Genomic DNA, 26,077 nt, shown 5'->3' with positions numbered 1-26,077 from the left:
CAATCATCCTTTTATTGTTATTTCTAAAGTTCAGCCACTTCAGTGTAGTCCCCTACCGCGAGTAGTACTCAGCGAGGGCTTCCACCAGATCGCGTGCGCTTGCATGCTCGGGCATGACGTGAACTTCTAAACCTTTTTCCTGGGCCTGCGCTGCAGCCATGGGACCAATACATGCGATCACGGTGTTAGGCGCTGGCGGGCCCACCATCTCTAGCAGGTTGCGAACGGTCGAGCCTGAGGTAAAGCAGATGGCATCCACTCCGCCATCCGTAATGCGGCGGCGGATTTCCTCCGACGGCGTCGGCGCGCACACCGTACGGTAGGCCACCACATCGTCCGGCTCCCAGCCCGCGGCCGCAAGGCCGGCGGGCAAGACGTTCGTCGCGATATCCGCGCGGGGCAGGAACACTGCAGGCGGGTGGCCGGACCCGGCGTCGTAAAGCGGAAAAGCTTTCACCAATCCTGCAGCGTTTTGTTCCGTGGCAGCCGGAGTAAGATCAACGTCAACTCCACGGGATGCGAGTTCCTTAGCAGTCTTAGCACCAACCGCGGCCACCCTGCTTCGGGCAAGGGCGCTGAGTCCAACTTCAGGTGTGCCTGCCACGGCAAAGAACGCATCCACCGCATTGGTACTAGTAAACACCGTCCACGCGAACCCACCGTCACTCAAACGAGAAAGCGCGTCACGCATCGGGCGCGGATCAGAAGGCGATTTGAACGCGATGGTAGGTACGCACAAGACACTGGCACCGAGGGACTCCAAGTGACGTTTCATGCCACCGGCTTGGGCAGATGCACGTGGCACTAGCACCGCCACGCCACTGAGTGGCAAAAACTGCGCTTCCGCCGGCTGCTTACCCATGGTTAGCTCAAGATGTCTGCGGCGCCCGCTGCCAGCAGCTGCTGGGCCACGTCCTCGGCTACGGCAACATAGTCAGCCAACGGCCCAGACGCTGTTGCCTCCAGGTTGGTCTGGCCATCCAAAGAAACCACTGCACCCACAACAGTGAGGATTCCATCAGCATCGACCGTGGAATTGGACGCCACGGGGGCAGTACAACCAGCTTCCAAGCGGTTGAGGACAATACGCTCTGCGTGAGCCTCCGCTGTAGCCACCTCGTCTGCGATGGAACGGATCGCGGCGAGCGCGACCTCATCATCCTTGCGGCACTCAATCGCCAGCGCGCCCTGGGCAGGGGCAGGGATAAAGCGGGTTGGGTCAAACACCTCGGTTGCCTCGTTGCCACGATCAACACGGTCCAAACCTGCGTAGGCAAGCACTACTGCGTCTAGCTCGCCGGAGAAGACCTTGCCCATGCGGGTGTCGATGTTTCCACGCAGGTGCTGGGTCTCGATGTCGCTGCGCAGCTTCTTCAGCTGGGAGATACGTCGTGGGGCACCGGTACCGATCACCGCGCCCGCCGGCAGTTCTTCCAGAGTGAGACCGTCACGCGCAATGAGGCAGTCTCGGACGTCTGCGCGCTTGGGAACAACCAGTTCAAAGCGTGGGTCTGGCTCAGTTGGGAGATCCTTGAAAGAGTGCACCGCGATGTCGCACTCGCCACGCTCCAGGGCATCGCGCAGAGCTTGGGTAAACACGCCCACGCCAATGCGCTCAACTGGGGCCATGTTCACATCGCCTTTGGTAGTGACAATGGTCAGCTCCGCTTCATACCCGTTCTCCCCTAGCCAGTCGCGAACGTGACCAGACTGAGTGGTGGCGAGTAAGGAACCACGGGTACCGATTTGTAGCTTTGTAGATTCACTCATTGTGAAAAGTCGCTTCTTTCGAGGATCGTGTTCTTAGTTTGCGGAATGACGTGGCGCGTACGCCTTTGATTCCGCTTTGTCCGCACCTAGTGTTGCTCGTTGTGCGTCGGTGATAGTCAGCGCAGCCACATCCATGTCTGGAAGTTCGCTGGCCACTACTGATACCTGGCGTGGCACTTCTGCCTCGCTGAGTCCGAAGAGCTCTTGCAGGGCTGATTCATAGGAAACCACGCCGGAGTTAGCGGCCAACTCTTTGACTCGAACGGTTGGCTGGTGCAGGAGTTTGTCCACCACGCGGTGGACGGTCTTTTCAACCTCCGCGTAGTCTTCTTGGCCCATCGCTACGGTGCGTTGGCGGAGTCGTTTGAGTTCATCTTCCACCATGGAGTAGGCACGCTTACGCAGTGCGGAGACTGCTGGGGCAACATCTTTGACGCGCTGAGCAGAGGTATAGGATTCCAGCTCCTCGCGGACGATGCGGAGTGCTTTGCCGTCTCCACCTTGGTCCTCGCGGCGCAGCTCATGCAAGCGTTCGATGTTGACTAGGCTGACGCCGTCTACGTCCGCGGTGTCATCGTTGATATCGCGAGGCAGGGACAAGTCCACCAGCATGAGGTTTTTGCCCTCTGGCAGTTCGCTCAGATCTGAGGCGTTGATAGTGAATGTGTTTGCGCCGGTGGCGGAGACAACTACATCCACGGTGGCGTACGCTTGCGCGCGTTGTTCATAATCTACTACCTCGGCGTTGACGCCGGCCTCGTGGGCGTGGCTTGCCAGACGCTCTGCGCGTTCGCGGGTGCGGTTAGCAATAACGAGGGTGTCGATGCCTGACTTGCCTAGGTGAGTTGCGGCTAGGGATGCCATCGCGCCTGCGCCGAGCACCATGGCGCGCTTGCCCTTTAATGGGTTCTCAATATCCTCGAGTTGCTCAGCAGCTCCCACCATGGCTTGCGCGCGCATCTGGGATTGTGCCTCGTCCAACGCGAAGGAGACCATGGATGCGCCGGCGTCGTCGATGTCGGTTTCGGTGTGTACGCGTTTACCGGTGTGCAGGGAAGCCTGTACCAGTGAGTGCAGTGCGGGGCCAACGGTGCCAGCCTCTGTGGCGTGCTGATAAGCGGTGCGGACCTGGCCGATGATTTGCTGTTCGCCGATGACCATGGAGTCCATTCCGGCGGCAACTACCATCATGTGCTCTGCGGCCGCGTCGGCGTATCGGACGTATAGGTATCCGCGGAGTGTCTCCATATCCACGCCTGAGACGTCGTGCAGGACTTCTACTACGTCATTGACTCCAGTGTGGAAGCTGGAGGTCATGACGTAGACTTCAAGGCGGTTGCAGGTTGAGATGATCATTGCTTCCGTCAGTGACGGGCGATCAACCAACTGTTGGACGGTGGTGTCACGGACATCGTCGTCCATACTGAGCTTTTCAAGGAGAGACACTGGCGCACTGCGGTGAGACATTCCCACTACTAGCACACTCACTTGTTTCACCACCGCTTTCCAAACCTCTTTTTGACGTTGAGGTTTGATCTCGCTTTTTACTTGACCTAAGTGCGCTACCTTAGCGCAACAAAGCCAGCCACACCAGCAGCTACGCTGACTCTTTGAGGTTAGCTCGCCTTAGACGTTCTCGAACTCCAAGAAATACTACCAAATATCAACCTAAAGGTTGACATTTCACCAATATTAATGTTCAATGCTCGCCCAATGGCTAGGAGGCCAGCTCCTGTGCGAGCTCATCATTGTCGCACTCCCAACAGCTGAATTCTTCATCATCAATGACTACTACGGGCACCCGATCGCCGTATTCTGCGGCCAGTTCTGGATCCGAATCCACATCCACGAGCACCAGTGTGCAACCTGCAGCCGCCACCACGGGCTCGATTTGAGCGGCGACCCGTTTACAGGATCCACACGTTTGGCGAACCATTAATTCGACTTTGTGTGGATCTGTCTTAGCGCCCATTAGACCTCCTAGGAATACGATTCTGGTTCACCCATATGAAATGTCATTGTGGCACCAGGTTCTCGTTTACCCGCGCACGCCACGCGCAAGCCAGCACTGGATTGCTTCCCGACGCTCACCCAGACCGCAACCACCAGCGTGGCCAGTTCCTGGCCACGGATCACGGCCTTTCGGTGCCTTGGGCACCGTCGTCAAGCCTGAGCTAAGAAAGGCGCCATCTGGATGATTCCAGATGACGCCTTCACTACAAGCAATCCACCGAGCGGATTACTTGCCGAGCTTCCTACGCTGAACGCGGGTACGACGCAGCAGCTTACGGTGCTTCTTCTTGGACATGCGCTTACGGCGCTTCTTAATGACAGAACCCATAACGGTTTCCCTCGCTTTTTAATCAATATTTGTGTACGTACGTCCGATGCCGACAGCCCACAACGGTCTTATAAAGAAATCACGCTACGAAGTGCACTTTCGCCCGCGGAGAGCATCCTTTCAACCCATGCCATTGCACTAGTGCTAGGCACGGCTAAAGACGATCGCCGTTAATAGGGCACATTGCCGACACACGAATGGTGATTATCATACCCACCTTAGGGGCATAGACAAAACTAGCCCCAAGGTTTCACAACTAAAACACCAGTACCACCACGCACGAAAAAGGCGGCATCTGGTTGGAAACTTGGGAATCTTGGCCAGCTATTTTGCCAGCCAAGGTGCCCACCAACCAGGTGCCGCCTCATCACAAGACAGGACGCCTTGGGAGAAATTTATCCTACGTCGTAGAAAGAGGACTCCAGGTACTCATTAACTGCCTTCTCGTGTACACGGAAGGAGCGTCCTACGCGAACCGCCGGAAGATCACCAGAGTGAACCAACCGGTAGACAGTCATCTTGGAGACGCGCATGATCTCTGCGACCTCAGCGACTGTCAAGAAAGTTCCGTTATCTTCTCTTGCCATAGTTATCTAACCCTTCAGCCGTTGCGCGCTGCAGGCTTCCCCTCCCGCAGAACGTAACACGCACGTGCTTGATTAAGCTTAGCGTGAAATGTGTGACTGTTGCGACTTAAGAGCAAGAAAATACATAGATGTAATTCTTTTCACCCCCTGTTAATGTAGCGAACCTACAGGCAGTAGCGTTTTTAGAGTCAACTCACAGGGCAATAGTTTTTTCATTACACGACCCCTACCCCATGGGGTAAAACTAACCCCACTAACTATCTAAGCTCCGCTTCTGCACCACAAATCCCACGCAGACGAGAACCCTAGCTGCCTTCCTCAGAAGATAGCTAGGGCAATATGCGCAGATCCCAGAACGCCTTAAGCGCCCAACTCCTTGGATCGCTCAGCGCACTTTTCCGCTGCTCGGTAAAACGCACCACGAATTCCGGACTCTTCCAGTTCACGCAGCGCCGCAATGGTGGTACCCGCTGGAGAGCTGACGTTAGCCCGCAACTCACTCGGTTCCATTCCAGTTTCCTTCAACATGGCCGCCGCGCCGTAGAAAGCGTTTACCACCAAGTCCTTAGCCGCGTCACGGGTAAGCCCCTGGTTTACGCCAGCATCAATCAGTGATTCCACGATGAGGAACAGGTAGGCGGGAGAGGAACCGGACATGGCAGTCACCGCATCCATATCTGATTCCGCAACTACACGGACCGCACCGATGGTCTCAAGAAGCTCAACAACGTTCTGAACCTGCTCCTCGGAGGCGAATCGACCAGCAGCCACAGCGCTCATGCCCTTACCCACCAACATCGGGGTGTTCGGCATGACTCGAATAACCGGCGAGCCCGCGGACAGGACTTCCTCAATAGCCGAATTGGAGATACCCGCAGCCATGGAAACAACCGTAGTGGAATCATTGTTATCCACCGCGGAGGAGATTTCATCGGCCACCTTGACGATGTCCTTTGGCTTCACACACAGGAACACGACGTCCACGTCATCTACCGCTGGAACATTCTCCGTGAACGGGACTACACCGTACTTATCTTTGAGCTCCTGACCGCGTTCAGGCGTGCGATTGGTGACGTGGATGTCCTTTGGGCTAGCGCCACTGGCGATGAGACCAGAAATAAGCGCTTCACCAATTTTTCCGCCACCGATTACTGCAATTGAAGTCATACACACCACCTTGTCACGAACAAGGAACATGATCAACAAACACACGAAGCGGGGCGCACCCTCACAACGAAGGTGCGCCCCGCCAGCAAGCTTTTAGCTAATGGTCAGCAGTGGACCGAAAGTCATAATGAGGCCAACTACTACGGCAAGAGCCATGCTGAGACGATCACGGTTGGTGCGCAACGCGTGGACGACCCCAACCATGATGGCGGTAACGCCCAAGGCCAGTACGGTGACGATTCCCTTGTTCAGGGAGCCCCACAGCATTTCAAAGCCCTTGAATACGAGAACGCCTAGCAGGATTCCGGCGAGAGCCATACCAATGATGGCTGGAACGGAAACGGACTCGTCTTCGTCCCATTCCTCCTCATCCTCATCATCCCACTCGCCATCCTCGTCTACCTCAACGTATTCGACATCTTCGTCGTCCTCGTCAACGTAAATGACGTCCTCGTCATCCTCGGCTTCCGCGAGTTCCTCTTCAATCTCCGGATCGGCGTCTTTATCTGCCGCGGAGTCGTGGCGTAGGTCCTCGTCCTTGATGACAGGGATAACGTTGGTCTGGTCGACGTCCTTGTCGGCTGTAGCGTCAGCAGCTGAATCGGCAGCAGAAACTGCCTCCTCTTCTGCCTTGGCGGCCTTCTCGGCTCGCTCCTGAGATACAGCTGGGAAGGTTCCGGTGGTCAAACGCACGGGATCCTTCTCATCTACCACAGACAGAACAACGGTCTCATCCGCCGCAGGGGAGGCAACTGGTGCGCCAGGCTGGGCCCGCTTAACGACGGGCTTCGCCGGAGCCTTGTGCTCATCCTTCTTAGCCTCTGCGTCAACCGCCGGCTTTGCTGGCTCCTCCGCAGTAGCCTCAGGCGCCTTTACCTGTGGCTGTGCATCCACTGGGGTTGCATAGGAGGAAGAAGTGGTGTCCTTCTTGGTCTCCTTTTCAGCAGCGGCAGGCTTAGGCGCAGCTGGGTTATCAATGGAATCGGAGTTGTGCTTGCCGGAGGCAGGCTTGGCTTGGACCTTTGGAATGTTGCCCGTTAGCTCGGCAACCGAAATGCCGCCCTCTTCAACGCTGCGACGTCGGCGGCGCGAGGAATCAGCCGGCTTCTTGCCAGAACGGGCAAGAAGCTCAGCGACCGTGAGTTGTTTCTCGCTCATCAGACTCCTACTTCTCCTTCTTTTCCTTCGAAACTGTACCAGCTTCGGCATCAACGCCCTGCTCGAGACGACGCAGAATGAGTCCTTCTCGCAATGCCCAAGGGCAAATTTCAAGACGTTCAATTCCCAGTGAGCGCATGGCAGCTTCTGCCACTAACGCACCAGCGACGATCTGGTGTGAGCGGTCCTTGCTTACGCCCTCAAGTTCCGCACGGTCAGCTGCAGTCATTCGAGAAATAAATGCTATCAGCTGACGCAAGCCAGGTGCAGTTAGCTCGCGGGTAACAAATGGCCCAGCAGACGACGGTGCTGCACCTGTGAGGCGAGCAAGAGTCCGGAACGTCTTAGAGGTACCCACCGCCAAGCGGGCATCGCCGAAGGCCTTGATGGACCTAGAGGCCTCAACCAGCTCAGCGTCAATGAAGTCACGGAGCAAGTTGATCTTCTTGCGCTCCGGAGGATCGGTATCAAACCAATTGTGGGTAAGACGCCCAGCACCCAAATCTAGGGAAAACGCGACGTCAGGTTCCTCGTCCATTCCCGTTGACAGCTCGAGGGAGCCACCGCCGATGTCTAAGTTGGTGATACGCCCCGCAGACCAGCCATACCAACGGCGCACAGCGAGGAAGGTCAAACGTGCCTCGTCCTCACCGGAGAGGATCTCCAACCGGACGCCGGTTTCCTCCTCAATGTGATCGAGTACTTCTTCACTGTTCGTTGCTGAGCGCACAGCAGACGTAGCAAAAGGCTTGATCTCGTCACATCCAAGCTGCTCGGCCAGTTCGCGGGCCTCGGCTACGGAATTAGTGAGTTTCTTAATACCTTTGCTGTCGATTGCTCCATCAGCATCTAGGTATTCCACTAGTTTGAGGGTCGTCTTCCAATCGGACATTGGAGTAGGCCGGCCACCTTGCTTGGCGTCGACCGCAACCATATGAACCGTGTTGCTTCCCACGTCTAATACACCTAATCGCACATTATTAGGTTAGACGGTACGGTAGCCAAGTGTGAACTACAGTAAGAATGAAGCTCCCACCCAAACAGTACATCTTGGGTTTCCCGCAGTTTCTCCGGCAGCCAAATCTATCCGTAACGGAGACGAGCTACCACCGGATTTCCCAAGGCAGTGGCTAGAATTCATTAATCCCGATAACGCTGAGCACATCATTTCGATCGACCTTACGTGGATCGAATCCCACTACAGCTGCCAGTTTGGCACCCCCGTATGTAAGGGCATCGAATCCGCCCTACCTTCGGTTGGTTGTTGCGTTCACGGCGCTTTTCTCACCGATGAGGAAGATCGCGACCAGCTCTACGACGCCGTTGAGCGCATGCCTGAGAAGTATTGGCAGTTGCGGCCAAAATCTGTGAAGAAATACTTAAAGAACCCGGACCCGGTGGACATCGAACCGTGGCTGGTATGGGACGAGTTAGACAATGAGGAGGGCGAGACCGAACCCGCCCTGAAAACGAAGGTCGTGGATGGCGCATGCATCTTTGCCAACCGTGAAGGCTGGGCCACCGGCCCAGGCTGCGCGATCCATCAGTGGGCCCTAGCGGAGGGAGAGGACCTGACCGTCGTTAAGCCCGAAGTGTGCTGGCAGCTGCCGCTGCGCCGACTGGAGGCGTGGGAGGAACGAGCCGATGGCCAAGAAATCCTGCGCACCACCATCACCGAGTATGAGCGCCGCGGCTGGGGCGGTGGCGGAGAGGACTTTGACTGGTACTGCACCACCGCGCCAGCCTGCCACACCAACTCGCTGCCGTTGTGGAAGTCCTGCGAGGCTGAGCTCCGTGCCCTCATCGGCGACGCCAGCTACGACGTCTTAGCGCAGCACTGCCTCAAGCGCGAACAAGCCCGCGCAGCTGGTGTTGACCCAGCTATCTTTAACCCTCACCCAGCCACCGTGAAGGCTCACAGCGATCCAGAAGGATCGTAGACAGCCACACCTCCCACCGGCGTGGCTAATATTTCTCACGAAAGGCTCTAGCCCTCAAACTTGTAGCCCAAGCCACGCACGGTGACTAGATGCACAGGCTTGGACGGCTCGGCCTCGATCTTGGAGCGCAAGCGTTTGATGTGGACGTCCAAGGTTTTGGTATCACCAACGTAATCGGCGCCCCAGATGCGGTCAATGAGCTGGCCACGGGTAAGCACGCGGCCGGAGTTACGCATCAGGTACTCCAGGAGGTCAAACTCCTTCAGTGGCATCTGTACTTGCACGCCGTCAACGGTCACTATGTGGCTTTCCACATCCATGCGTACGTTGCCACCGGTGACGATCTGGGAATAGTCTTCATCCTCCAACGCTTGCCCTGACTCCCCACCACGGCGCAGAACGGCGCGGATGCGGGCAATGAGCTCACGGGAAGAGTAGGGCTTGGTGACGTAGTCATCCGCACCCAGTTCAAGCCCCACAACCTTGTCAATCTCAGAATCACGCGCGGTGACCATGATGACCGGAACCTGCGAGTCTGCGCGCAGGCGCTTGCACACATCGGTGCCGGACATGCCCGGTAGCATGAGGTCAAGGAGAACGATGTCTACCGCGTTCTTATCAAACTCGGTGAGTGCGCTTGGGCCGTCTTGTGCATGAATAACATTGAAGCCCTCTTTACGCAGCAGGAACATCAACGGGTCAGCGAGGGCCTCTTCGTCCTCTACCAGCAAGATGGTGGTCATTTACGCACGATCCTTTCTCCGGGCGGTAGCACGACCGATGCGGAAGTTGGGTTCAATTTCTCGTTGTTCATTTGGGCGTGGTTCGTCCTTATGCACCGGAAGCTCCAGCGTGAAGGTGGAGCCTGTTCCCACGCGAGACCACAGCGTGATCCGCCCACCATGGTTGGCGGCCACATGTTTAACAATAGCGAGTCCCAGGCCTGTTCCGCCTGTTGAACGGGAACGGGCTTTGTCTACGCGGAAGAAGCGCTCGAAAACGCGCTTCTGATCATCTGGTGCAATGCCAATGCCGCGGTCTGTCACTCGAATGAATACCGATCCCTGCGCATCAACTTTGGTGCTTACAGTCACCGGCATGGAATTTAATGTGTAGTTGATCGCGTTGGACACCAAGTTCGATACCGCAGTCACCAGCAGGTTGCGGTCGCCCAACACGTCCACGCCTGCTTTGCGGCCCCGCTCGAGTTCGATTCCAGCATTGTCAGCTGCGAGTTTATTGCGGTTCAGTGCCTCATCAATGATCTCGTCCACGTTGACTGGTTCCATGTCTGGAAGTGCTTCTGCACCCTGCAGCTTGGACAGCGAGATGAGTTCTGTGATCATGTCACCCAATCGGAGCGCTTCCTTGTGGAGCTTTCCGCCAAAGTACTCCACCGAATCCGGATCATCCGCTGATTCCTGCAGGGCCTCAGCCAGCAGCGCCATACTGCCCACTGGAGTCTTGAGCTCGTGAGAAACATTCGCCACGAAGTCTCGGCGCGCAGACTCCATGCGTACGTTTTCGGATTCGTCGGTGGCGTAAATGATCACGAAACGATCATCAACCAAGGTGAGTGGCTGAATTACGGCCCGCACTGAGGTGACACGGCTGCCCGTACGACCGCGGGGCACCCGGAAATCTAGCGTGTGGCTTTCTTTATCCTCGTATGCACGATCCACCACATGAGCGATTTCGCCTAGGAGCTCGCGTTCATGCACAACGCCCAAATCGTGGGCGCGCCGGTTAGACAAAATTACCGAACCTGCACGATCCACAACCGTCACACCAGTGGGCGACCCCTGAACCGTGAGGTGCAGGACCTGGCTCACCGTTGTGACTCGGTTATCCATCAGCGTGGCAGCTGAGCGGTATCGCTTCACTTTTTTGGTCAGCCACTGATACAGAAGTAGGGCGAGGCCCGTGAGGACCACGCCCAAAAGGAACGCTGCTAATAGTGCCATTAGCTACGTCATTGTAATGGCTTACTTGCCACCCTGCGCGGCAACTGCTGCAGCGCCGGCTGCTGCTGCCTCTGGATCCAGGTAGGTGCCGCCTGGGTTGAGAACCTTGCCGTCCTCATCGATCTCATAAACCAGTGGAATACCGGTTGGGATATTGAGGGCCGCGATGTCCTCATCAGAGATGTTGTCCAGGTGCTTGACCAGTGCACGGAGGGAGTTACCGTGTGCAGCGATCAGAACGTTCTTGCCAGCAAGAGCCTGTGGCAGGATCTCTTCCTTGAAGTAAGGAATGAAGCGCTTGACTACGTCCAGCAGGCACTCGGTCTGTGGGACCGTGTCCAAGTGTGCGTAGCGGACATCATCAGCCTGGGAGTACTCGGAGGAGTCATCGAGAGCTGGAGGTGGGGTGTCGTAGGAACGACGCCATGCCATGAACTGCTCTTCTCCGTACTTGTCCTTAGTCTCAGCCTTGTTCAGGCCCTGGAGAGCACCGTAGTGGCGCTCATTGAGGCGCCAGTCACGGACAACTGGGATCCAGTGGCGGTCAGCATGGTTGAGCGCGATGTTTGCGGTGCGGATAGCACGGCGCAGGAGGGAGGTGTAAAGGACGTCAGGAAGGATTCCCTGCTCCTTCAGCAGCTCGCCGCCGCGCTTGGCCTCAGCCTCACCCTTTGCGGTCAGATCTACGTCCACCCAGCCGGTGAACTGGTTTGATTCATTCCACTTGCTCTGGCCGTGGCGGAGCAAGATCAGCTTTCCGGTAGTCATACCCACCAGTCTGCCACGAAGCTTAAAGCCCGTCAGGAATTAGAGCTCAACTGCCCCTAAATTGTGTTGTTACTTACACCTTTACCGTGCCTAGCGGCCACTAGCGCGGCGCTCATGGCAATTGGGGATCTCGATGCTCAGCACCTCGGAATACACACTCGCTAGTTTCGCAGCGGTAGCTTCCCAGGAGAAGTTGGCCGCGTGGGCCACCGCATCCTCACCCATGCGGATCCTGGAGTCGTCATCATCGAGCAACTGGGCCAAGGCATCGGCCCAGTCTTCGGCATTGTGGCCGTCGACAAGCAAGCCCGTCTCACCCTCTGCCACCGCAATGGGCAGGCCTCCGACGCGCGCAGCAACCACGGGAGTTCCGGAGGCCTGAGCCTCCATCGCGACGAGTCCAAAGGACTCGTTATAACTTGGAACTGCAACAATATCGGCTGCCTGATACACCGGCACCAGCTCCGCTGGTGGACGCGGATCCATGAAACGCACTCGGTGCGCGACCCCAAGTTCCCGGGCGAGGTTCTGGTAATTGTCCAGCGATGCTGCGGCCCCTGAGGCGCCGCCAACCATGAGCACACGGACGTTGCGTTCTGGATCGCGCTCCAGCAACTCAGCAAGCGCGCGCAGCAACACCTGCGGACCTTTGAACTCCTGCAACCTGCCCACGAAGGCAATCACCTTGGCGTGCAGCGGGATGCCCAAGTACCTGCGGGAGCGCTCGGTGGCGCGAGCGGTGCCAGGAGTAAACAGGGTCGTGTCTGTGCCCGGCGCGATCACGGAGATCTTATCTGCGTCTGCATCGTAATGCCCCACCAAGTCCTGAGTCTCCTCAGAGGTATTCACCACAAGACAATCTGCGTTGTCCACCAACTGCTGCTCACAAATGCGGCGGGCTTCAGATTCCGGTGTATCGGTCTCGCTGCGGTGGTGGTTCTTTACTGCGGCGAGGGTGTGCGCGGTGTGGACCAACGGGATTTCCCAGATCTCGCGCAGCAGCCACCCCACCTGACCGGACAGCCAGTAATGAGAGTGGATGAGGTCATATTCCACGCCTTCGCACTTAACAAACTGGACAATACCGCCGGAGAAGGCCGCCAACTGAGTAGGCAGTTCCTCCTTGGTAATGCCTTCGTATGGGCCCGCCACAATGTTGATCACACGGAGGTTCTCCCCCACCTCCACGACCTCACCCTGACTAGGGCGGGTAGCGCGAGTAAAGATGTCTACCTCAATACCCTGCCGCGCCAGATTGGTGGCGATGTTATAGACGTAAATGTTCATCCCGCCAGCATCACCTATGCCAGGTTGCGCCAGAGGTGATGTGTGCATCGAAATCATTGCAACACGCATGCGTGCAATCCTAGTCCAGCACTGCCGTTTACAGCTGGCCGCCACAGGCAACAGCATCTACCCGTACTGTGTGTCCGAAAACATACCAGATTCTTTTACCCCCAAAAGCTACCCAAATTAGCCCTTTGAACAGCCACAACAGCCCCGCCCACAGGGCGCAGTGCAGTGCGACGCGCGCCGGGAAAGATTGCCCTGCCTCGTTTTGGTGCTATTGTTGCGAGCGTAACTTACTCAAGCGTAGCCTACGAGCTTCCACCGCACTTCACCCACGTGGAACACCAGTGACTGGACTACGCCGCCACCGAAGGGATTTTTTAAGATGTCGGCATTTGAGTCGAAGGCATGGCTAAATAGCTTTCCAGAGTGGACCCCTAAGCACCTTGATTACGGCACCACCACGCTGCTAGATATGTACGACAACAACCTTGCCGTCAACGCAGAAAAGCCTGCAACCTACTTCTTCGGGCGCACCCTGACCTACGGTGAGCTAGACAAACAAGTACGCTCTGCCGCCGCAGGCCTGCGCGCACTAGGCGTTAAAGAGGGCGACCACGTAGCAATCTGCCTCCCTAACTGCCCGCAACACATCATTGCCTACTTCGCCATCTTGAAGCTGGGCGCAACCGTCGTGGAGCACAACCCTCTCTACACCGCGCACGAGCTGGAACACCCATTCAATGACCACCGCGCACGCGTAGCAATCGTGTGGGATAAAGCCGCATCCACGCTAGATAAGCTGCGCAACACCACCCCGCTAGAGACCATTGTTTCCGTCAACATGATCGACGCAATGCCCAAGGTCCAGCAGCTGGCACTGCGCATTCCTGTCCCAGCGCTGAAGAAGAAGCGCGAATCCCTACACGCTTCCGCACCAAACTCCATCGCCTGGGACGTGCTGCTGGACGCACCGCTAGGCGGCAACGGCGATGACATCGTCTCCTGCCCGAACGTAACCAAGGACTCCGTAGCGGTCATCCTCTACACCTCCGGCACCACCGGCGCCCCTAAAGGCGCCCAGCTCACCCATGGTGGCCTGTTTGCCAACCTGGTCCAGGGTAAGGCATGGGTTCCAGGACTCGGCGATCACGATGAGCGACTACTCGCTGCGCTGCCATTCTTCCACGCCTACGGCCTCACCATCATTTTGAACTTGGGAGTCTTTGTTGGTGGCGAAATTATTCTGCTCCCAGCCCCACAAATCCCACTGATCATGCAGGTAATGAAGAAGCGCCGCCCAACGTGGGTACCTGGCGTTCCTACCCTGTACCAGAAGATTGTGGAGGCAGCGAAGGAAAAGAACATCTCCATTGAAGGCGTGCGCAATTCCTTCTCCGGTGCCTCTACCCTGCCAGTGAAGACCGTCAAGGATTGGGAAGAACTCACTGGTGGTCTGCTGGTTGAGGGCTATGGCCTTACTGAGTGTTCCCCAATCATCGTGGGTAACCCCATGAACTCCAACCGCCGCCCAGGCTACGTTGGTATCCCATTCCCAGACACCGAGATCCGCATTGCCAACCCAGACAACCTAGACGAGACCCAGCCCGATGGTGTTGAGGGTGAAGTCTTGGCCCGCGGCCCACAGATTTTCAAGGGCTACCTGAACGAACCTGAGGCAACTGAGAAAAGCTTCCACAACGGCTGGTACCGCACCGGCGATGTTGGCGTTATGGAAGAGGACGGCTTCATCCGCCTGGTCGCCCGCATCAAGGAGGTCATCATCACCGGTGGATTCAACGTCTACCCAGGTGAGGTTGAAGAGGCTATCTCTCAGCACCCTGATGTCACCGACGTCGCCGTAGTAGGCCTGCCACGCGAGGATGGCTCCGAGTCTGTGGTTGCTTGCATCACGCTGGCAGAAGGCGCCGCGATTGACCCAGAGGGTCTGAAGAACCACTGCCGTGAGCTACTCACCCGCTACAAGGTTCCACGCACCTTCTACCACTTCGAGGAACTACCACGCGATCAGATGGGCAAGATCCGCCGCCGCGATGTCCAGGCTGAGCTGTTTAAGAAGCTAGAAAAGGGCGCCAAGTAACTCTCGACGCACAAACACCGGGTCCGCAGATCAATGCGCACCCGGTGTTTTTCTTGGCCTAGATTAGCTTTGAGCGCTAGCCATCAATGCTTACGCCCACCCACACAGGTTCCGGCTCCAGCACCACGCCAAAGACGTCTTGAACCCCTGCGCGAACCTCACGCGCGAGAGCCACAATGTCATCGCTGGTGGCATTGCCGCGGTTGGTCAACGCGAGCGTGTGCTTGGTAGATAGCCCGGCGCGGCCGTCTCGCCCAGTGGCCAGATGCCCCTTGTCAAACCCGGCGCGATCAATGAGCCAAGCGGCCGAGAGCTTATTAAGGCCCTCCCCCGCTGGGAAACACGGCATCCTCACGGCATCCTCCTCGCCGCGGATGCTCGCGGCCTTGAGGCGAACGGCCTCCGCGACGTCGATAGGCACAATCGGGTTCGTAAAAAACGATCCCGCGGACCACGTGTCATGGTCCTGAGCGTTGTAGACCATGCCCTTAGCGTTTCTCAGCCCAAGAACCGCCTCACGAACCTGGGCCACCGGCATACGCATGTCCGAGACGTCAGCACTATCACCAAGGCCCAACGTGCGCGCAAGCTCACCAAACCGCAGTGGCGCGGACATACCATCCGTGCTCAGCTGCAATTCAATGGCCAGCACCACCGCACGCGCAGTGAACTTCAAGTTGGAGTAACGGTAGGCCAGATCCAAGGACTCAGCGCTGACCCAGCTCCGCTCCCCAGAAACGCGGTCATAGAGCTCCACTCGGGTCAGGACATCGGCGATTTCCGCACCATAGGCACCAACGTTTTGCACTGGGGTAGCACCAGCAGACCCCGGGATTCCGGACAAGCACTCAATGCCACCTAACCCTGCCTCAACGCAGATGCTGACTACCTCATCCCACACCGCGCCAGCCTCTGCAACTAGCTTGCCACTGCCCATATCCACGTGCACAGCATCGCATTCGAGCACTACGGCCACTACTGGAACTTCGCCATCAGCGATCACCAAATTGGAGCCGCCGCCCACAATAAGCAGTGGAACCTCATGCTCATCCAGGAGGTTTACTACCTCCACAACCGCATCCGTAGTGCGACAATGCACGGTAGCTAGGGGCGATCCACCAATGTGCAAGGTGGTGAGCTCGGCAAAGTTTTCACTGCCAATAACCGCACCATCGATGGCATCAAGGGCGTCAAAAACGGGCTTCAATGTATCAGTCACACATTTAAAGGTAGTCTGTAACCATGACTTCGCGAAGTGAGAACACTGCAATTATCAACCAGCCGATTGAAAAGGTACACGCTGCCTTCACTAACGCTGATTACTGGGCACACATTGCCCAGAACCTTTCCCCTGAGGCGGGCGAGGTACACGAATTCACCGAAGCCGACGGTGGCGCTGTAGCTACCCTGTTTGAGGTCCTGCCAACGGACATCCTCCCAGAGGCAGTCCGCGCAATGATCTCCCAGGCGCTCAAGGTCAAGCGCGTAGTTACCGTTGCAGGCCTAGAGGGAACCTCCTCCAGCGCCTCCTACACCGCTGACGTGAAGGGCACCCCAGTGGATTTCAAGGGCACCATCGCCATTGCCGGTGAGGGCGATACCACTACCCTGACCTACTCCAACGAGGTTGACGTCAAGATTCCATTCATGGGCCCTGCTATTGAGCCAAAGGTAGGAGAAGCTCTAGGCGAGCTGTTCCAGAACGAGGCAAACCTGACCAACGAGTGGATCGCAGCTAACCTCTAATACCCTAGGCTTTTCGCCTTACCCTGTAAGAAGCTCCGCACCGCACTCATCGTGCAGCGCGGAGTTTTTTATGCCCTGCCCGCCAGCGCCTAGTATCGATAACTACCCACCTCACGTACACGACTGAAGAAAGCTACCGCCATGTCAAAGAATCATGCACACGATCTGCGTGCAAACTTTGGCAAAGCAGCGCACGCGCACAAGTGGAGTAAGCAGCCTAAGCCGAACAAACCTATCGGCGTGATCACCCGCGGCACCACGGGGTTCAATCGCTTACGCCGGTGCGACAGGTGGATGGCCAATAACCCGGACATCCAGCGCGCCATTAACCACTCAAATTCCCCTCACGCCGTGGACGTGGGATACGGCGCTAGCTTCACCACCACGTGCGAGTGGGCCCGCTGGTTACGGACCATAAGACCAGACATCAAAGTAACCGGCCTTGAGATTGACCCCGATCGAGTGCTGGATCCCCGCGATGGTGTGACATTCGAACTCGGGGGTTTTGAGCTAGGCGGGTATCATCCCACCGTGGTGCGCGCCTTCAATGTGCTGCGCCAATACAGCGTTGATCAAGTATGGGACGCGTGGAGTACCGTGTGTTCGCGACTAGAGGAAGGCGGTTTCTTCATTGAGGGCACGTGCGATGAGCTGGGACGCCGCTCTACGTGGGTCCTGCTGAATCAGGACGGACCTAAGTCACTCACCCTATCGTGGGATCCGTTTGATGTGGAGCAGCCTTCTGACATTGCTGAGCGCCTTCCAAAGATCCTGATCCACCGCAACGTTGAGGGAGAGAGGATTCACGATCTTCTCCAGCGTATGGACGATGCGTGGAATCGCAGTGCCTTCCTAGCTACGTACGGCCCCCGCGTGCGCTGGCGCGGTGCCCGCAGCATCCTTAAGGAGGAAGGCCTCGTCTTTGATGCTATCCGACGTCCAGTGCGCGATAACCAAATCACCGTCCCGTGGGATCTCGTAGCGCCGTAGCGAAGCCGTTTACCACGCTTCACCTCCCATTTTCCGGCCTTATCGCCGCGCCACAGCAGTAGTGAGCATCAAATAAAACCCGGCGAAGATGCCCTAAGGAGCGTTTTACTCACTACTATGGTGGCGTGCGTTCTCATACCTCAAATAAACCCATCAAAATCCTGGCTGGCATAGTCGCTGTCATCATCGTCGTGCTTCTGGTCGCTGAATTTGGTCTGCGCTGGTTTGTTGGCAATCAACTGGCCAACAGCATGGAGTCCCAAGAAGGCGATGACAAGGCAAGCATTTCCTTTGGTGCCCAGCCTCTCCTGTGGGGCCTTGCTACCAAGAATCTCAACAACGTAGAGATCACGACCCCCAACAGCCTCGCCATTACGTATCCTGAGTCGTCCGAGATCCCGGAAATCAGTGGCACCCCAGAAACCACGATCACCCTAAGCGATGTGGATATGTCCAATCCTGACTCGCCGGTTGCCGGTCACCTCACCATGCGCACCCTAGCAACGGACGAATTCCTCCTTGCTACCATCCAGCGCGAGCAGGCTAACGATCAGCAAAGCAGCCAGCAACAGGGTAATCCTTTTGAAGGCGGAGAACTCAGCCTGGAAGACCTGGCAGGCGGCTTTATCCAGAATCTGGTGAAGATCACGGGTATCACGTCCAACGCTGCCAGCGGCACAGTCGACGTTCAGATCACCAACGGTGCGGCTGCCCTGACGCTGCGCCCTGAGGTCACAGACGGGCAACTGGGTTTCGTAGCGGAGAATGCTAGCCTGTTTGGATTTGAGCTTCCTGAAAGCGTCTCAGACGCGCTTTCCAAGGCGCTCAGCGAGGGAGTAGGCGAGACAGCGGGAACCGGAATGACCGTAACCAATGTGGAAGTAGTTGACGGTGGCGTGGACCTGACCGTTGACGGGGACAACGTCAACCTCACTGAAATCTCTCAAAGCTCTAGCCCACAAGACCCTGTGCTCCCTGCCGAGGAGACTGCTACCGAGCCTGCCTAGGACCGCGTAGGAGACAGCGAAAAACCCAGCCCGCACCTCTACGAAGTTGCGGACTGGGTTCTTTGTTACTCGCTCAGAATCCAGTACGAATCCGCACGGAATGCCTCAGCCTGGTCAGCCGACGTTACCACGCTGACATCCATCCCCGCTGAACGGACTTCGAGGCAGCTGCGTAGCGCCTCAACGCCCTCAACGGATGACGCCCCTGTGCCTGTAACGATGGCGTCAAAACCACACTTAGCTGCACACCTAGCGGCAGAAATCAGAACATCGGGCGCCAGTTTTGTGGTTTCCAACACCAAGCCTAGGCGAGCGGGATGCGGAACGGCATCGCGCACTGCGATGAGCTCGCTCATCAGCGCTGATTGATCCGAAACCTGCGCCAGATCTGGAACAATCGCCACCTCAGTGGCACCGAACTGGATGGCTAGTCGTGCTTCTGCGGCCTTGACCAGAGTATGGTGTTTGCCCGACGGGTACCCAGCCCACGTCACCACGGGCAAGTTGGCGGTGGAAACCTCAGCAGCTGCCTGCAACATGGATGGCTCTACGCACAATCCGTACCCGGCTTCCACGGCGTCAGCTGCGATAGCGCGAACTTCATCAGAGGAAATGGCAGGGTTAGTGACAGTGAGAACAGTCTGAACCATGAACCACTACCAACCGTAATTGCCGTTGAGGATGTCCTTGATCTGTGGGCGGACATCAAACCAGTAGAGGCCAATAATCACCAGACCGATCCACGAGAGAAACGGCAAACCCGTGACCACTACGAGGGCGGAACCAACCAGCAGGCCTACCCATACCCATTTGGCCTTGCGGTCAGCGGCGTCAAAGGCATCATCACGCGTACTGGCACATATAGCCGCTCCAACAAGGGCGGACGCAGCGATTGCCCATACCACTGCGGTGGCGGCAAATCCATAAATCATGCCAATGCTTTGCACAATGTCCACGATGTTTTTCCTAACCTTTGGCAAGTGTTTGAAGTGTCTTTTTAGTTTGGGCTACAAGCCCCAGATTGGCAAACTTAGAAACCGAACAGAACGTGCGAAATCACGTAGATCGCTGCACCTGCTAAGGAACCAACAACAGTGCCGTTCATACGAATGTACTGCAGGTCCTTGCCCACGCGAAGTTCAATTTCCTCCGCAGCCTCTTCCGCTTCCCACGAGGCAATCTTCTCCGAAATCAGTGCGGTAATAGACGAGGCGTGGTTTTCTGCCACGTACGTAGCGGCCTTGAGAACAAAGCCCTGCAGACGCGCATGATAGGCCTCATCCCCAAGGATCCTGTGCCCCTGATCCATGGCAAGATCGGCAATCTTAATGCGCAACACAGAGTTCTCATCCTCAGCAGCCTCAATGATTGCCTGCGACGCAAAACTCCACACAGTGGATGCCGCATTCTGCACTGGATTAGACCCCATGACGTCTCGCTTGATGTTTTCCACCCGCTCGATCATGACGGGTTCATACTGGAGATCCTGGGAGAACTGGTAGATGAACCGGCGCATGGCTTGGCGCGCCTCGTGGTTGCGGTCCGCTGCTACCTGCTCTGACCACGCTACGAGCTCGCGATAGATTTTCTCCCCTACCAGATCGTTAGCAAACTTTGGCGCCCACTTCGGCGCGCGCTCATTGAGCACTCTGATAATCAGTTCTTCACTGCCGTTGGCCTTTTTGACCATCCACTCAATGAACTGCTCAATGAGCGGTTCAGTTTGCCCTTCGGCGATCAGTTGATCTAGGACCCGCCCAAGCGGGGGCGCCCATTTCGGCTCCGCCAGCTTATCCACCAGCGCACGACGAATTACGGCTTCTGCATCATGAGGATCTAGCGCGCGGACACCGTCCGCAATCATCGCGCCAGCAAAACGCGATACCACCTTTGCGTTTTCTGGCTGTACTAGTTTCTGCGCAATTGTCCGCGGAACGTCGAACTCTTCAACTTTGCCGGTAAGCCCCTCTACAGTGAGGAATTTCTCCTCCACAAAGCCACTTAAGGCTTCACCAAACTGATCCTTCTTGTTGGGAATCAGTGCTGTGTGAGGAATCTTCAATCCCATAGGATGCCTAAACAGTGCTGTCACGGCGAACCAGTCTGCTAAGCCGCCAATCATTCCGGCCTCGGCACCAGCCCGAATGAGTCCCACCCAGAAATTACCTAGGCCCTGGCTCTCCGCCCACGTGCACGCAAGGAATACGATTGCTGCAAAAATGAGCAACGACAGCGCATACGCCTTGTTCTTCTTCAAGGCTGAGCGCAGTTCAGCATCTTTTTCTGGGCTCGTACCCATAATGCTCGTGTCAATGGATACGACCGAATTGCCCACTGTCCTCTCCTGGGTAGGAGTGAGCATAGGCCTAAACTCTGAGTCTTTAGCCGGCGGATTGCTATGTTTTCCCAACTAACCTCTCCCCTTCGGGCAGATAATCATGCACTAACGTCTAACGTTCATTAACTAGGAAGTAGTTCCGCCGACGAGATGCCTGGAGTGAGTTGCTGTGAGTTACCCACTGGCTCCTTGTCCCAATACTGGGCTGCGAGGCTTCCAAAGTTAAGGGCCACGAGGAGGGTGATGAGGGCCGTGATGATGATAATGGCTTTACGCATGCTATCCAGTAAACCCTAGATAACCCGTTTTCCGGCCTTTGGTTATCAAATGGTGATAGATATTTGCCACCAGCGAACTAAAAAACAGGAGATCCCGTGTAAAACGGGATCTCCTGTCTGGAGGTGGCAAAACTAGCCGTCAAACATTAATTAGTTAATGCGACCGGTCTCAGAACGGTACTTACGGTAATTGCGTCGACCGCGGTGGATCAACCCAAAGCCACCAACCAGTGGGGCAACTGTCAATACTGCACCGATGATTGCATACAGCTTCCAGTCTTCCTGCGTGCCAACAGTGTTAGCAGCGAAAGCGAAGGTGATAGTACCAAGGCCGGCAAGGGCGACCAGAATCAGGCCCATGCCAATCCAGGTGCTAGTGCGCTGCAGGGAAGAGTGTGGAGCGTAGAGGGATACAGGATCGTAACCGTCGATGTAGCCATCGGTGAGGTTAGTGAAAACTGGGTAGCCCTCTGCAGTTTTGCTCACGGCGTGGGAACCAGACATTGAGTTACCGTGCCTTTCTTTGTGTAAGGAGTGAAAGCGAAGCTTTTCGTGATTGGGATTTATTAGCTAATACTGTAGCTTAGTCATCCTTGCCACGGAAGGCTGCGCGAGCACGTTCCTTGTTAATTGCAGCGACAGCGGTCAGTGGGATGCCTGCTGGGCAAACATCTGCACACTCACCGTACAGGGAGCAGTGACCGAAGTTGGTCTCGAGCTCGTCAACCATCTTGCGTGCACGGCGGCCACGCTCTTCCTTGCCCAAAGGCATGAGGGAGAGGTGAACCAGCTTTGCACCGGTGAACAGGTGTGCTGCGCCGTTAGGGCAAGCAGCAACACAAGCACCACAGCCGATGCAGGCAGCGTGATCCAGTGCCTTCTCAGCGTTGAAGTGGTTCATGTGCAGGGTGTCAGCATCTGGAGCGGTACCAGCGTTGATGGTGACGTAGCCACCCTGCTGCATAACGCGGTCCAGTGCGGAACGGTCAACAACCATGTCCTTGATCACTGGGAACGCTGCGGAACGCAGTGGCTCAATCTTCAGGGTGGAGCCGTCAGCAACGTTCAGCAGGCGCTGCTGACATGCTGGCTGGTTCTTCTCCTGGCCGTGTGGGCGACCGTTGACCAGAAGGCCACAGGTACCACAGATGCCCTCGCGGCAGTCAGATGCGAATGCGAATGGCTCTTTGCCTTCTTCGATCAGACCGTTGTTGACGTGGTCCAAGAGCTCGAGGACGGACATCTGTGCCACGGCGTCTTCGACGGTGATGGACTCGAAGTGACCCTCGTGGTTTGGTCCGGCCTGACGCCAGATTTCTAGATGCAGTTTCATTACTTGTAATTCCTTGTCATCAGAGGGATAGCTTCGAATACGAGTGGTTCAGCGTGGCGAATGAACTCGCCCTCAGCCTCACCTGGCTCCCATGCGGAAACGAAGCACCAGTTTTCGTCGTCACGCTCTGCCTCGCCCTCTTCGGAGAGGTGATCGTCACGGAAGTGAGCACCACAGGACTCGTCGCGGTCAAGTGCGTCGACACACATGAGCTCGCCCAAGTCGATGTAGTCAGCAACACGTGCTGCGTACTCGAGAACCTGGTTCATCTCGTCCGGCTTGCCGGTGATACGCATGTTAGCCCAGAAGTCACGGCGCAGTTCGCGGATGCGCTCGATCGAGGTCTTGAGGTCCTCGATATTACGGGCAACGCCACAACCCCAGTACAGGATTTCACCCAGCTGACGGTGGTAGTACTCAGGTCCGTGTGGGTTGTCACCCTTGATGTTCATCAGGCGATCAATGCGAGCCTGTGCACGTGCAACAGCTTCCTTAGCCTCTGGAGCATCTGGAGACAGTGCTTCCTCACCAAGGTGGTGAGCGAGGTAGTTAGGAATGGTGAATGGCAGGGTGAACCAGCCGTCTACGGATGCGGACAGCAGGGAGTTTGCACCCAGGCGGTTTGCACCGTGGTAGGTCCAAGAGCACTCGCCGGCTGCGAACAGACCTGGGATGGAGGTCATCTCGTTGAAGTCGGTCCACAGGCCACCCATGGTGAAGTGGCAGGTAGGAGCAATACGCATTGGCGTGGTGTATGGATCCTCACCAATTGCCTCTTCGTACATCTGGAAGAGGTTGGAGTAACGCTCGCGGATGGTGTCCTTGCCCAGACGCTCGATTGCGTCGCGGAAGTCCAAGTATGCAGCGTTGTGCAGTGGTCCAACACCCAGACCAGCGTTGATCTGCTGGGAGATAGCACGGGATGCAACGTCACGTGGAACCAAGTTACCGAATGCCGGGTAACGACGCTCCAGGAAGTAGTCGCGCTCCTCTTCCGGAATGGTGTTTGGATCGCGGTCATCCTTAGGGTTGATTGGAGACCATACGCGACCATCGTTACGCAGGGACTCGGACATCAGGATGGTCTTGGACTGCCACGTGGAGTTAACAGGCAGACCGGTTGGGTGGAACTGAATGAAGGAAGGTGACGCGAGGTATGCGCCAGCTTCGTACGCACGCATCATAGCGCCCGCGTTGGAGTTCTTTGCCAGGGTGGACATGTGGTACACGTTGCCGTAGCCACCGGTTGCCAGGATAACTGCGTGACCGGTGTGAGCGGTGAGCTCACCGGTGATCAGGTTACGGGTTACCAGACCCTCACAACGCTTCTGGCCATCCTTCTCGGTGATGATCAGGTCAGCCATCTCGTTGTGGGTGAAGATCTCTACAGAGCCGAGGTGAATCTGGCGCTGCAGGGAAGACGCGGTGGACAGCTGAAGCTGCTGACCTGTCTGACCACGGGTGTAGTAGGTACGGGAGACCTGCACACCACCGAAGGAACGGGTTGCCAGTGCGCCGCCGTACTCGCGTGCGAAAGGTGCACCAATTGCGTTCATGTGGTCGATAACGCGGACGGACTCGTAAGCCAAGCGCCAGCAGTCAGACTCACGGCAGCGGTAGTCGCCGCCCTTAACGGTGTCCTTTACGTGGCGGTATGCGCCATCGTTGTCAACCTTCTTACCACGAGCGGAGTTAACGCCACCCTGTGCAGCAATGGAGTGTGCACGGCGTGGTGCGTCGTGGTAGGTGAATGCCTTTACGTCGTAGCCGAGCTCGCCGAGTGCGGCTGCAGCAGCGCCACCGGACAGGCCGGTACCAACAACGAGGACCTTGAACTTACGACGGTTCAATGGAGACACGAGCTCCATGTGGTCCTTCTGGTACTGCCACATGTCCTTGGTAGGAACGCCCTTTGGTTCGTTGGCCTCCAGAACAGTGCCTGGGCGAACGCCAGGAACCACGGACTCTGGGTGCTTGAACTCTGGGCGAGCAGCGGTTTCAGTATGAGTGCTCATAAATGTTTACCTTTTCTCCTCGTCGATTCTTAAGAGATCAAGCCAGTTGCGATGGCGACCGGAATCGAGATATTGCCGATCATGACAATTGCTGGGAGCAGGTACGCAACGACCAGCAGGATTGCACGCCAGCGCTTACCCGTGATACCCAAGTCAGAAACTGCCAAGAAAATACCGTGGGTAAGGTGCAGGAACAGCACAACCATTGCAATGATGTAGAAGATTGCTACTGGCCAACGGCTGAAGCTTGCGACCAAGTTTGCGTAAACCTCACCGTGAGCGAAGGAGCTCGAAGCAGCAGGCGCAACGCCCATAGTCAGGTCCAGCAAGTGGAAGATGATGAACGCAAGAAGAACAATGCCGGTTACCAGCATGGTCTTGGTGGTGAAGGAGTTCATGCCACCAATGAGGTTGGTGCGGCGGAACTTACCACGGGACTGGTGAGAACGTGCGGTCAGGGCAAAAGCGCCGTAGACGTGGAGCACGATAGCTACCAGAAGAACGATACGGAAGATCCACAGCATGCCGTGAGACGGGAACAGTGGGTAGAACATGTTGCGCAGCCACTCACCGTAGACGTTGATTGGATGCGTACCGTCATCGTAGAACGGCATGTAGATCTTCATGTTGCCGACCATGTGTACAAACACATAAGCAGCAAAGATGAGGCCGGTTACGGCCATTGTGAGCTTCAGTGCCCAGGTTGGGAACTTTGGCTGCTCACGAAGCGGCTTTTCAGTGATTTTGCCGTGAGCAATTGCGTCACGGTCGATGTTATTTACAGTCATGGCACCTCCAGTGTCACCTTTACTTTATTAGGTAAGTTGGCTTCACAACTAGTTAGGAGCAAGCGGGTGATCTACTCCACACCCGCTATCGCCTCCCCCACTCGCCCATGCTCGGCCGCGCACTTTTTCACCCAGAAATGAGAGACTTTTTTCACCCGTTCTACCGGCACTTTTACAAAGAGCGTTAGACGACATTTCAAAAGCTTTTCTTTTCTCAACATTGATGTTTCTTAAAAATGGGGGTAACCGTTTGGAATCAATCAAAGGGTTGATTCGCTACAAAGCCTCAAAAAACTAGCCCAAAAGGAACACTGACTCACACCTGTCACACAGGCTCAAAATTGAGTTACCCAAATCACTCATCACACCTTCCCCCCAAGAGCGCCCTTAAGCACCTAGACTCCGCCCCACCATTTCCCAACCCAAACCGAAAATCATCTTTTGAAACATCGATGCAGCGCCCTTCCTTATCAAGGGGTGAACTACTTAAATAGTC

General features: G+C 56.5%; 27 protein-coding genes. 5 read left to right on the top strand and 22 right to left on the bottom strand.

The features are described 5' to 3' along the window. Nucleotides 1-52 precede the first annotated feature (52 nt). From ACXM2N_RS01495 to ACXM2N_RS01455, 9 genes are all read right to left on the bottom strand, one after another. Nucleotides 53-862 carry a uroporphyrinogen-III synthase gene (locus ACXM2N_RS01495; protein WP_458489335.1) on the bottom strand — a complete coding sequence of 270 codons (810 nt, stop codon included), beginning with the start codon at nucleotides 860-862 and terminating at the stop codon, nucleotides 53-55. A 2-nt stretch (nucleotides 863-864) separates the two neighbouring features. Further along, a complete protein-coding gene (gene hemC / locus ACXM2N_RS01490) occupies nucleotides 865-1,770 on the bottom strand; it encodes a hydroxymethylbilane synthase (RefSeq protein WP_458489333.1) in 906 nt (301 codons plus the stop codon). A gap of 33 nt (nucleotides 1,771-1,803) precedes the next feature. Then, a complete protein-coding gene (locus ACXM2N_RS01485; protein WP_458489331.1) occupies nucleotides 1,804-3,258 on the bottom strand; it encodes a glutamyl-tRNA reductase in 1,455 nt (484 codons plus the stop codon). 229 nt (nucleotides 3,259-3,487) lie between these two features. After that, complete coding sequence (locus ACXM2N_RS01480; RefSeq protein WP_458489329.1) at nucleotides 3,488-3,742, bottom strand: glutaredoxin family protein; 255 nt, start codon at nucleotides 3,740-3,742, stop codon at nucleotides 3,488-3,490. Nucleotides 3,743-4,009: 267 nt separating this feature from the next. After that, nucleotides 4,010-4,111, bottom strand: coding sequence for a 30S ribosomal protein bS22 (locus ACXM2N_RS01475; RefSeq protein WP_003402602.1), 102 nt, complete (start codon nucleotides 4,109-4,111; stop codon nucleotides 4,010-4,012). A 395-nt stretch (nucleotides 4,112-4,506) separates the two neighbouring features. Continuing rightward, entirely contained in the window at nucleotides 4,507-4,698 is a 192-nt protein-coding gene (locus tag ACXM2N_RS01470; protein ID WP_458489323.1) for a helix-turn-helix domain-containing protein, read from the bottom strand. A 360-nt stretch (nucleotides 4,699-5,058) separates the two neighbouring features. Continuing rightward, complete coding sequence (gene proC, locus ACXM2N_RS01465) at nucleotides 5,059-5,865, bottom strand: pyrroline-5-carboxylate reductase (protein WP_458489321.1); 807 nt, start codon at nucleotides 5,863-5,865, stop codon at nucleotides 5,059-5,061. 93 nt (nucleotides 5,866-5,958) lie between these two features. Then, the gene (locus ACXM2N_RS01460; RefSeq protein ID WP_458489319.1) at nucleotides 5,959-7,023 is read right to left on the bottom strand and encodes a hypothetical protein; all 1,065 of its coding nucleotides are present in this window, start codon (nucleotides 7,021-7,023) and stop codon (nucleotides 5,959-5,961) included. 7 nt (nucleotides 7,024-7,030) lie between these two features. Beyond that, nucleotides 7,031-7,999, bottom strand: coding sequence for a Ppx/GppA phosphatase family protein (locus tag ACXM2N_RS01455; protein ID WP_458489317.1), 969 nt, complete (start codon nucleotides 7,997-7,999; stop codon nucleotides 7,031-7,033). Nucleotides 8,000-8,030: 31 nt separating this feature from the next. On the opposite strand from ACXM2N_RS01455, the gene ACXM2N_RS01450 reads away from it, so the two are divergent. Further along, nucleotides 8,031-8,963, top strand: a complete 933-nt coding sequence (locus tag ACXM2N_RS01450) for a hypothetical protein (RefSeq protein WP_458489315.1) — start codon at nucleotides 8,031-8,033, stop codon at nucleotides 8,961-8,963. 47 nt (nucleotides 8,964-9,010) lie between these two features. On the opposite strand, the gene ACXM2N_RS01445 is transcribed toward ACXM2N_RS01450, so the two are convergent. The 4 genes from ACXM2N_RS01445 to mshA all read right to left on the bottom strand — a co-directional run bounded on the left by ACXM2N_RS01445 (nucleotide 9,011) and on the right by mshA (nucleotide 13,051). Next, nucleotides 9,011-9,706: a response regulator transcription factor gene (locus ACXM2N_RS01445; protein WP_458489313.1), complete on the bottom strand. Its 696-nt coding sequence runs from the start codon at nucleotides 9,704-9,706 to the stop codon at nucleotides 9,011-9,013. Further along, nucleotides 9,707-10,927, bottom strand: a complete 1,221-nt coding sequence (locus ACXM2N_RS01440; RefSeq protein ID WP_458489311.1) for a sensor histidine kinase — start codon at nucleotides 10,925-10,927, stop codon at nucleotides 9,707-9,709. Nucleotides 10,928-10,948: 21 nt separating this feature from the next. Beyond that, nucleotides 10,949-11,695: a phosphoglyceromutase gene (locus ACXM2N_RS01435; RefSeq protein ID WP_458489309.1), complete on the bottom strand. Its 747-nt coding sequence runs from the start codon at nucleotides 11,693-11,695 to the stop codon at nucleotides 10,949-10,951. 90 nt (nucleotides 11,696-11,785) lie between these two features. Beyond that, complete coding sequence (gene mshA, locus ACXM2N_RS01430) at nucleotides 11,786-13,051, bottom strand: D-inositol-3-phosphate glycosyltransferase (RefSeq protein ID WP_458489307.1); 1,266 nt, start codon at nucleotides 13,049-13,051, stop codon at nucleotides 11,786-11,788. Between the two features lie 319 nt (nucleotides 13,052-13,370). On the opposite strand from mshA, the gene ACXM2N_RS01425 reads away from it, so the two are divergent. Next, on the top strand, nucleotides 13,371-15,086 hold the full coding sequence (locus ACXM2N_RS01425; protein ID WP_458489305.1) for a long-chain-fatty-acid--CoA ligase: 1,716 nt from the start codon (nucleotides 13,371-13,373) through the stop codon (nucleotides 15,084-15,086). A gap of 76 nt (nucleotides 15,087-15,162) precedes the next feature. On the opposite strand, the gene ACXM2N_RS01420 is transcribed toward ACXM2N_RS01425, so the two are convergent. Beyond that, nucleotides 15,163-16,305, bottom strand: coding sequence for a UDP-N-acetylmuramate dehydrogenase (locus ACXM2N_RS01420; RefSeq protein ID WP_458489303.1), 1,143 nt, complete (start codon nucleotides 16,303-16,305; stop codon nucleotides 15,163-15,165). A gap of 23 nt (nucleotides 16,306-16,328) precedes the next feature. On the opposite strand from ACXM2N_RS01420, the gene ACXM2N_RS01415 reads away from it, so the two are divergent. The 3 genes from ACXM2N_RS01415 to ACXM2N_RS01405 all read left to right on the top strand — a co-directional run bounded on the left by ACXM2N_RS01415 (nucleotide 16,329) and on the right by ACXM2N_RS01405 (nucleotide 18,829). Next, nucleotides 16,329-16,832: a DUF2505 domain-containing protein gene (locus tag ACXM2N_RS01415; RefSeq protein WP_458489301.1), complete on the top strand. Its 504-nt coding sequence runs from the start codon at nucleotides 16,329-16,331 to the stop codon at nucleotides 16,830-16,832. Nucleotides 16,833-16,973: 141 nt separating this feature from the next. Then, nucleotides 16,974-17,822, top strand: coding sequence for a class I SAM-dependent methyltransferase (locus ACXM2N_RS01410; protein ID WP_458489299.1), 849 nt, complete (start codon nucleotides 16,974-16,976; stop codon nucleotides 17,820-17,822). Nucleotides 17,823-17,947: 125 nt separating this feature from the next. Further along, entirely contained in the window at nucleotides 17,948-18,829 is an 882-nt protein-coding gene (locus ACXM2N_RS01405) for an LmeA family phospholipid-binding protein (RefSeq protein WP_458489297.1), read from the top strand. Nucleotides 18,830-18,894: 65 nt separating this feature from the next. Here ACXM2N_RS01405 and ACXM2N_RS01400 read toward each other — a convergent pair whose 3' ends face one another. The 8 genes from ACXM2N_RS01400 to ACXM2N_RS01365 form a co-directional block, all read right to left on the bottom strand. Continuing rightward, nucleotides 18,895-19,479, bottom strand: a complete 585-nt coding sequence (locus ACXM2N_RS01400) for an aminotransferase (protein WP_458489295.1) — start codon at nucleotides 19,477-19,479, stop codon at nucleotides 18,895-18,897. A 6-nt stretch (nucleotides 19,480-19,485) separates the two neighbouring features. Next, nucleotides 19,486-19,761 (bottom strand): DUF2516 family protein, encoded by a 276-nt coding sequence (locus ACXM2N_RS01395; RefSeq protein ID WP_458490949.1) that lies wholly within the window; start codon nucleotides 19,759-19,761, stop codon nucleotides 19,486-19,488. 98 nt (nucleotides 19,762-19,859) lie between these two features. Then, nucleotides 19,860-21,128: a DUF445 domain-containing protein gene (locus ACXM2N_RS01390; protein ID WP_458490947.1), complete on the bottom strand. Its 1,269-nt coding sequence runs from the start codon at nucleotides 21,126-21,128 to the stop codon at nucleotides 19,860-19,862. Between the two features lie 161 nt (nucleotides 21,129-21,289). Further along, the gene (locus tag ACXM2N_RS01385) at nucleotides 21,290-21,445 is read right to left on the bottom strand and encodes a hypothetical protein (protein WP_458489293.1); all 156 of its coding nucleotides are present in this window, start codon (nucleotides 21,443-21,445) and stop codon (nucleotides 21,290-21,292) included. Between the two features lie 150 nt (nucleotides 21,446-21,595). Beyond that, nucleotides 21,596-21,949 carry a hypothetical protein gene (locus ACXM2N_RS01380; RefSeq protein ID WP_458489291.1) on the bottom strand — a complete coding sequence of 118 codons (354 nt, stop codon included), beginning with the start codon at nucleotides 21,947-21,949 and terminating at the stop codon, nucleotides 21,596-21,598. A 79-nt stretch (nucleotides 21,950-22,028) separates the two neighbouring features. Then, the gene (locus ACXM2N_RS01375) at nucleotides 22,029-22,778 is read right to left on the bottom strand and encodes a succinate dehydrogenase/fumarate reductase iron-sulfur subunit (protein WP_458489289.1); all 750 of its coding nucleotides are present in this window, start codon (nucleotides 22,776-22,778) and stop codon (nucleotides 22,029-22,031) included. Continuing rightward, nucleotides 22,778-24,793 carry a fumarate reductase/succinate dehydrogenase flavoprotein subunit gene (locus ACXM2N_RS01370; RefSeq protein WP_458489287.1) on the bottom strand — a complete coding sequence of 672 codons (2,016 nt, stop codon included), beginning with the start codon at nucleotides 24,791-24,793 and terminating at the stop codon, nucleotides 22,778-22,780. Before ACXM2N_RS01370 ends, ACXM2N_RS01375 begins: the two co-directional genes overlap by 1 nt. A 29-nt stretch (nucleotides 24,794-24,822) precedes the next feature. Next, entirely contained in the window at nucleotides 24,823-25,581 is a 759-nt protein-coding gene (locus tag ACXM2N_RS01365; RefSeq protein WP_458489285.1) for a succinate dehydrogenase cytochrome b subunit, read from the bottom strand. Between the last annotated feature and the right edge of the window lie 496 nt (nucleotides 25,582-26,077).

The sequence above is a fragment of the Corynebacterium sp. ZY180755 genome, assembly GCF_054331495.1.
Note: the sequence above shows the minus strand (reverse complement) of the source record. Positions and strands in the feature narration are given on the sequence as shown.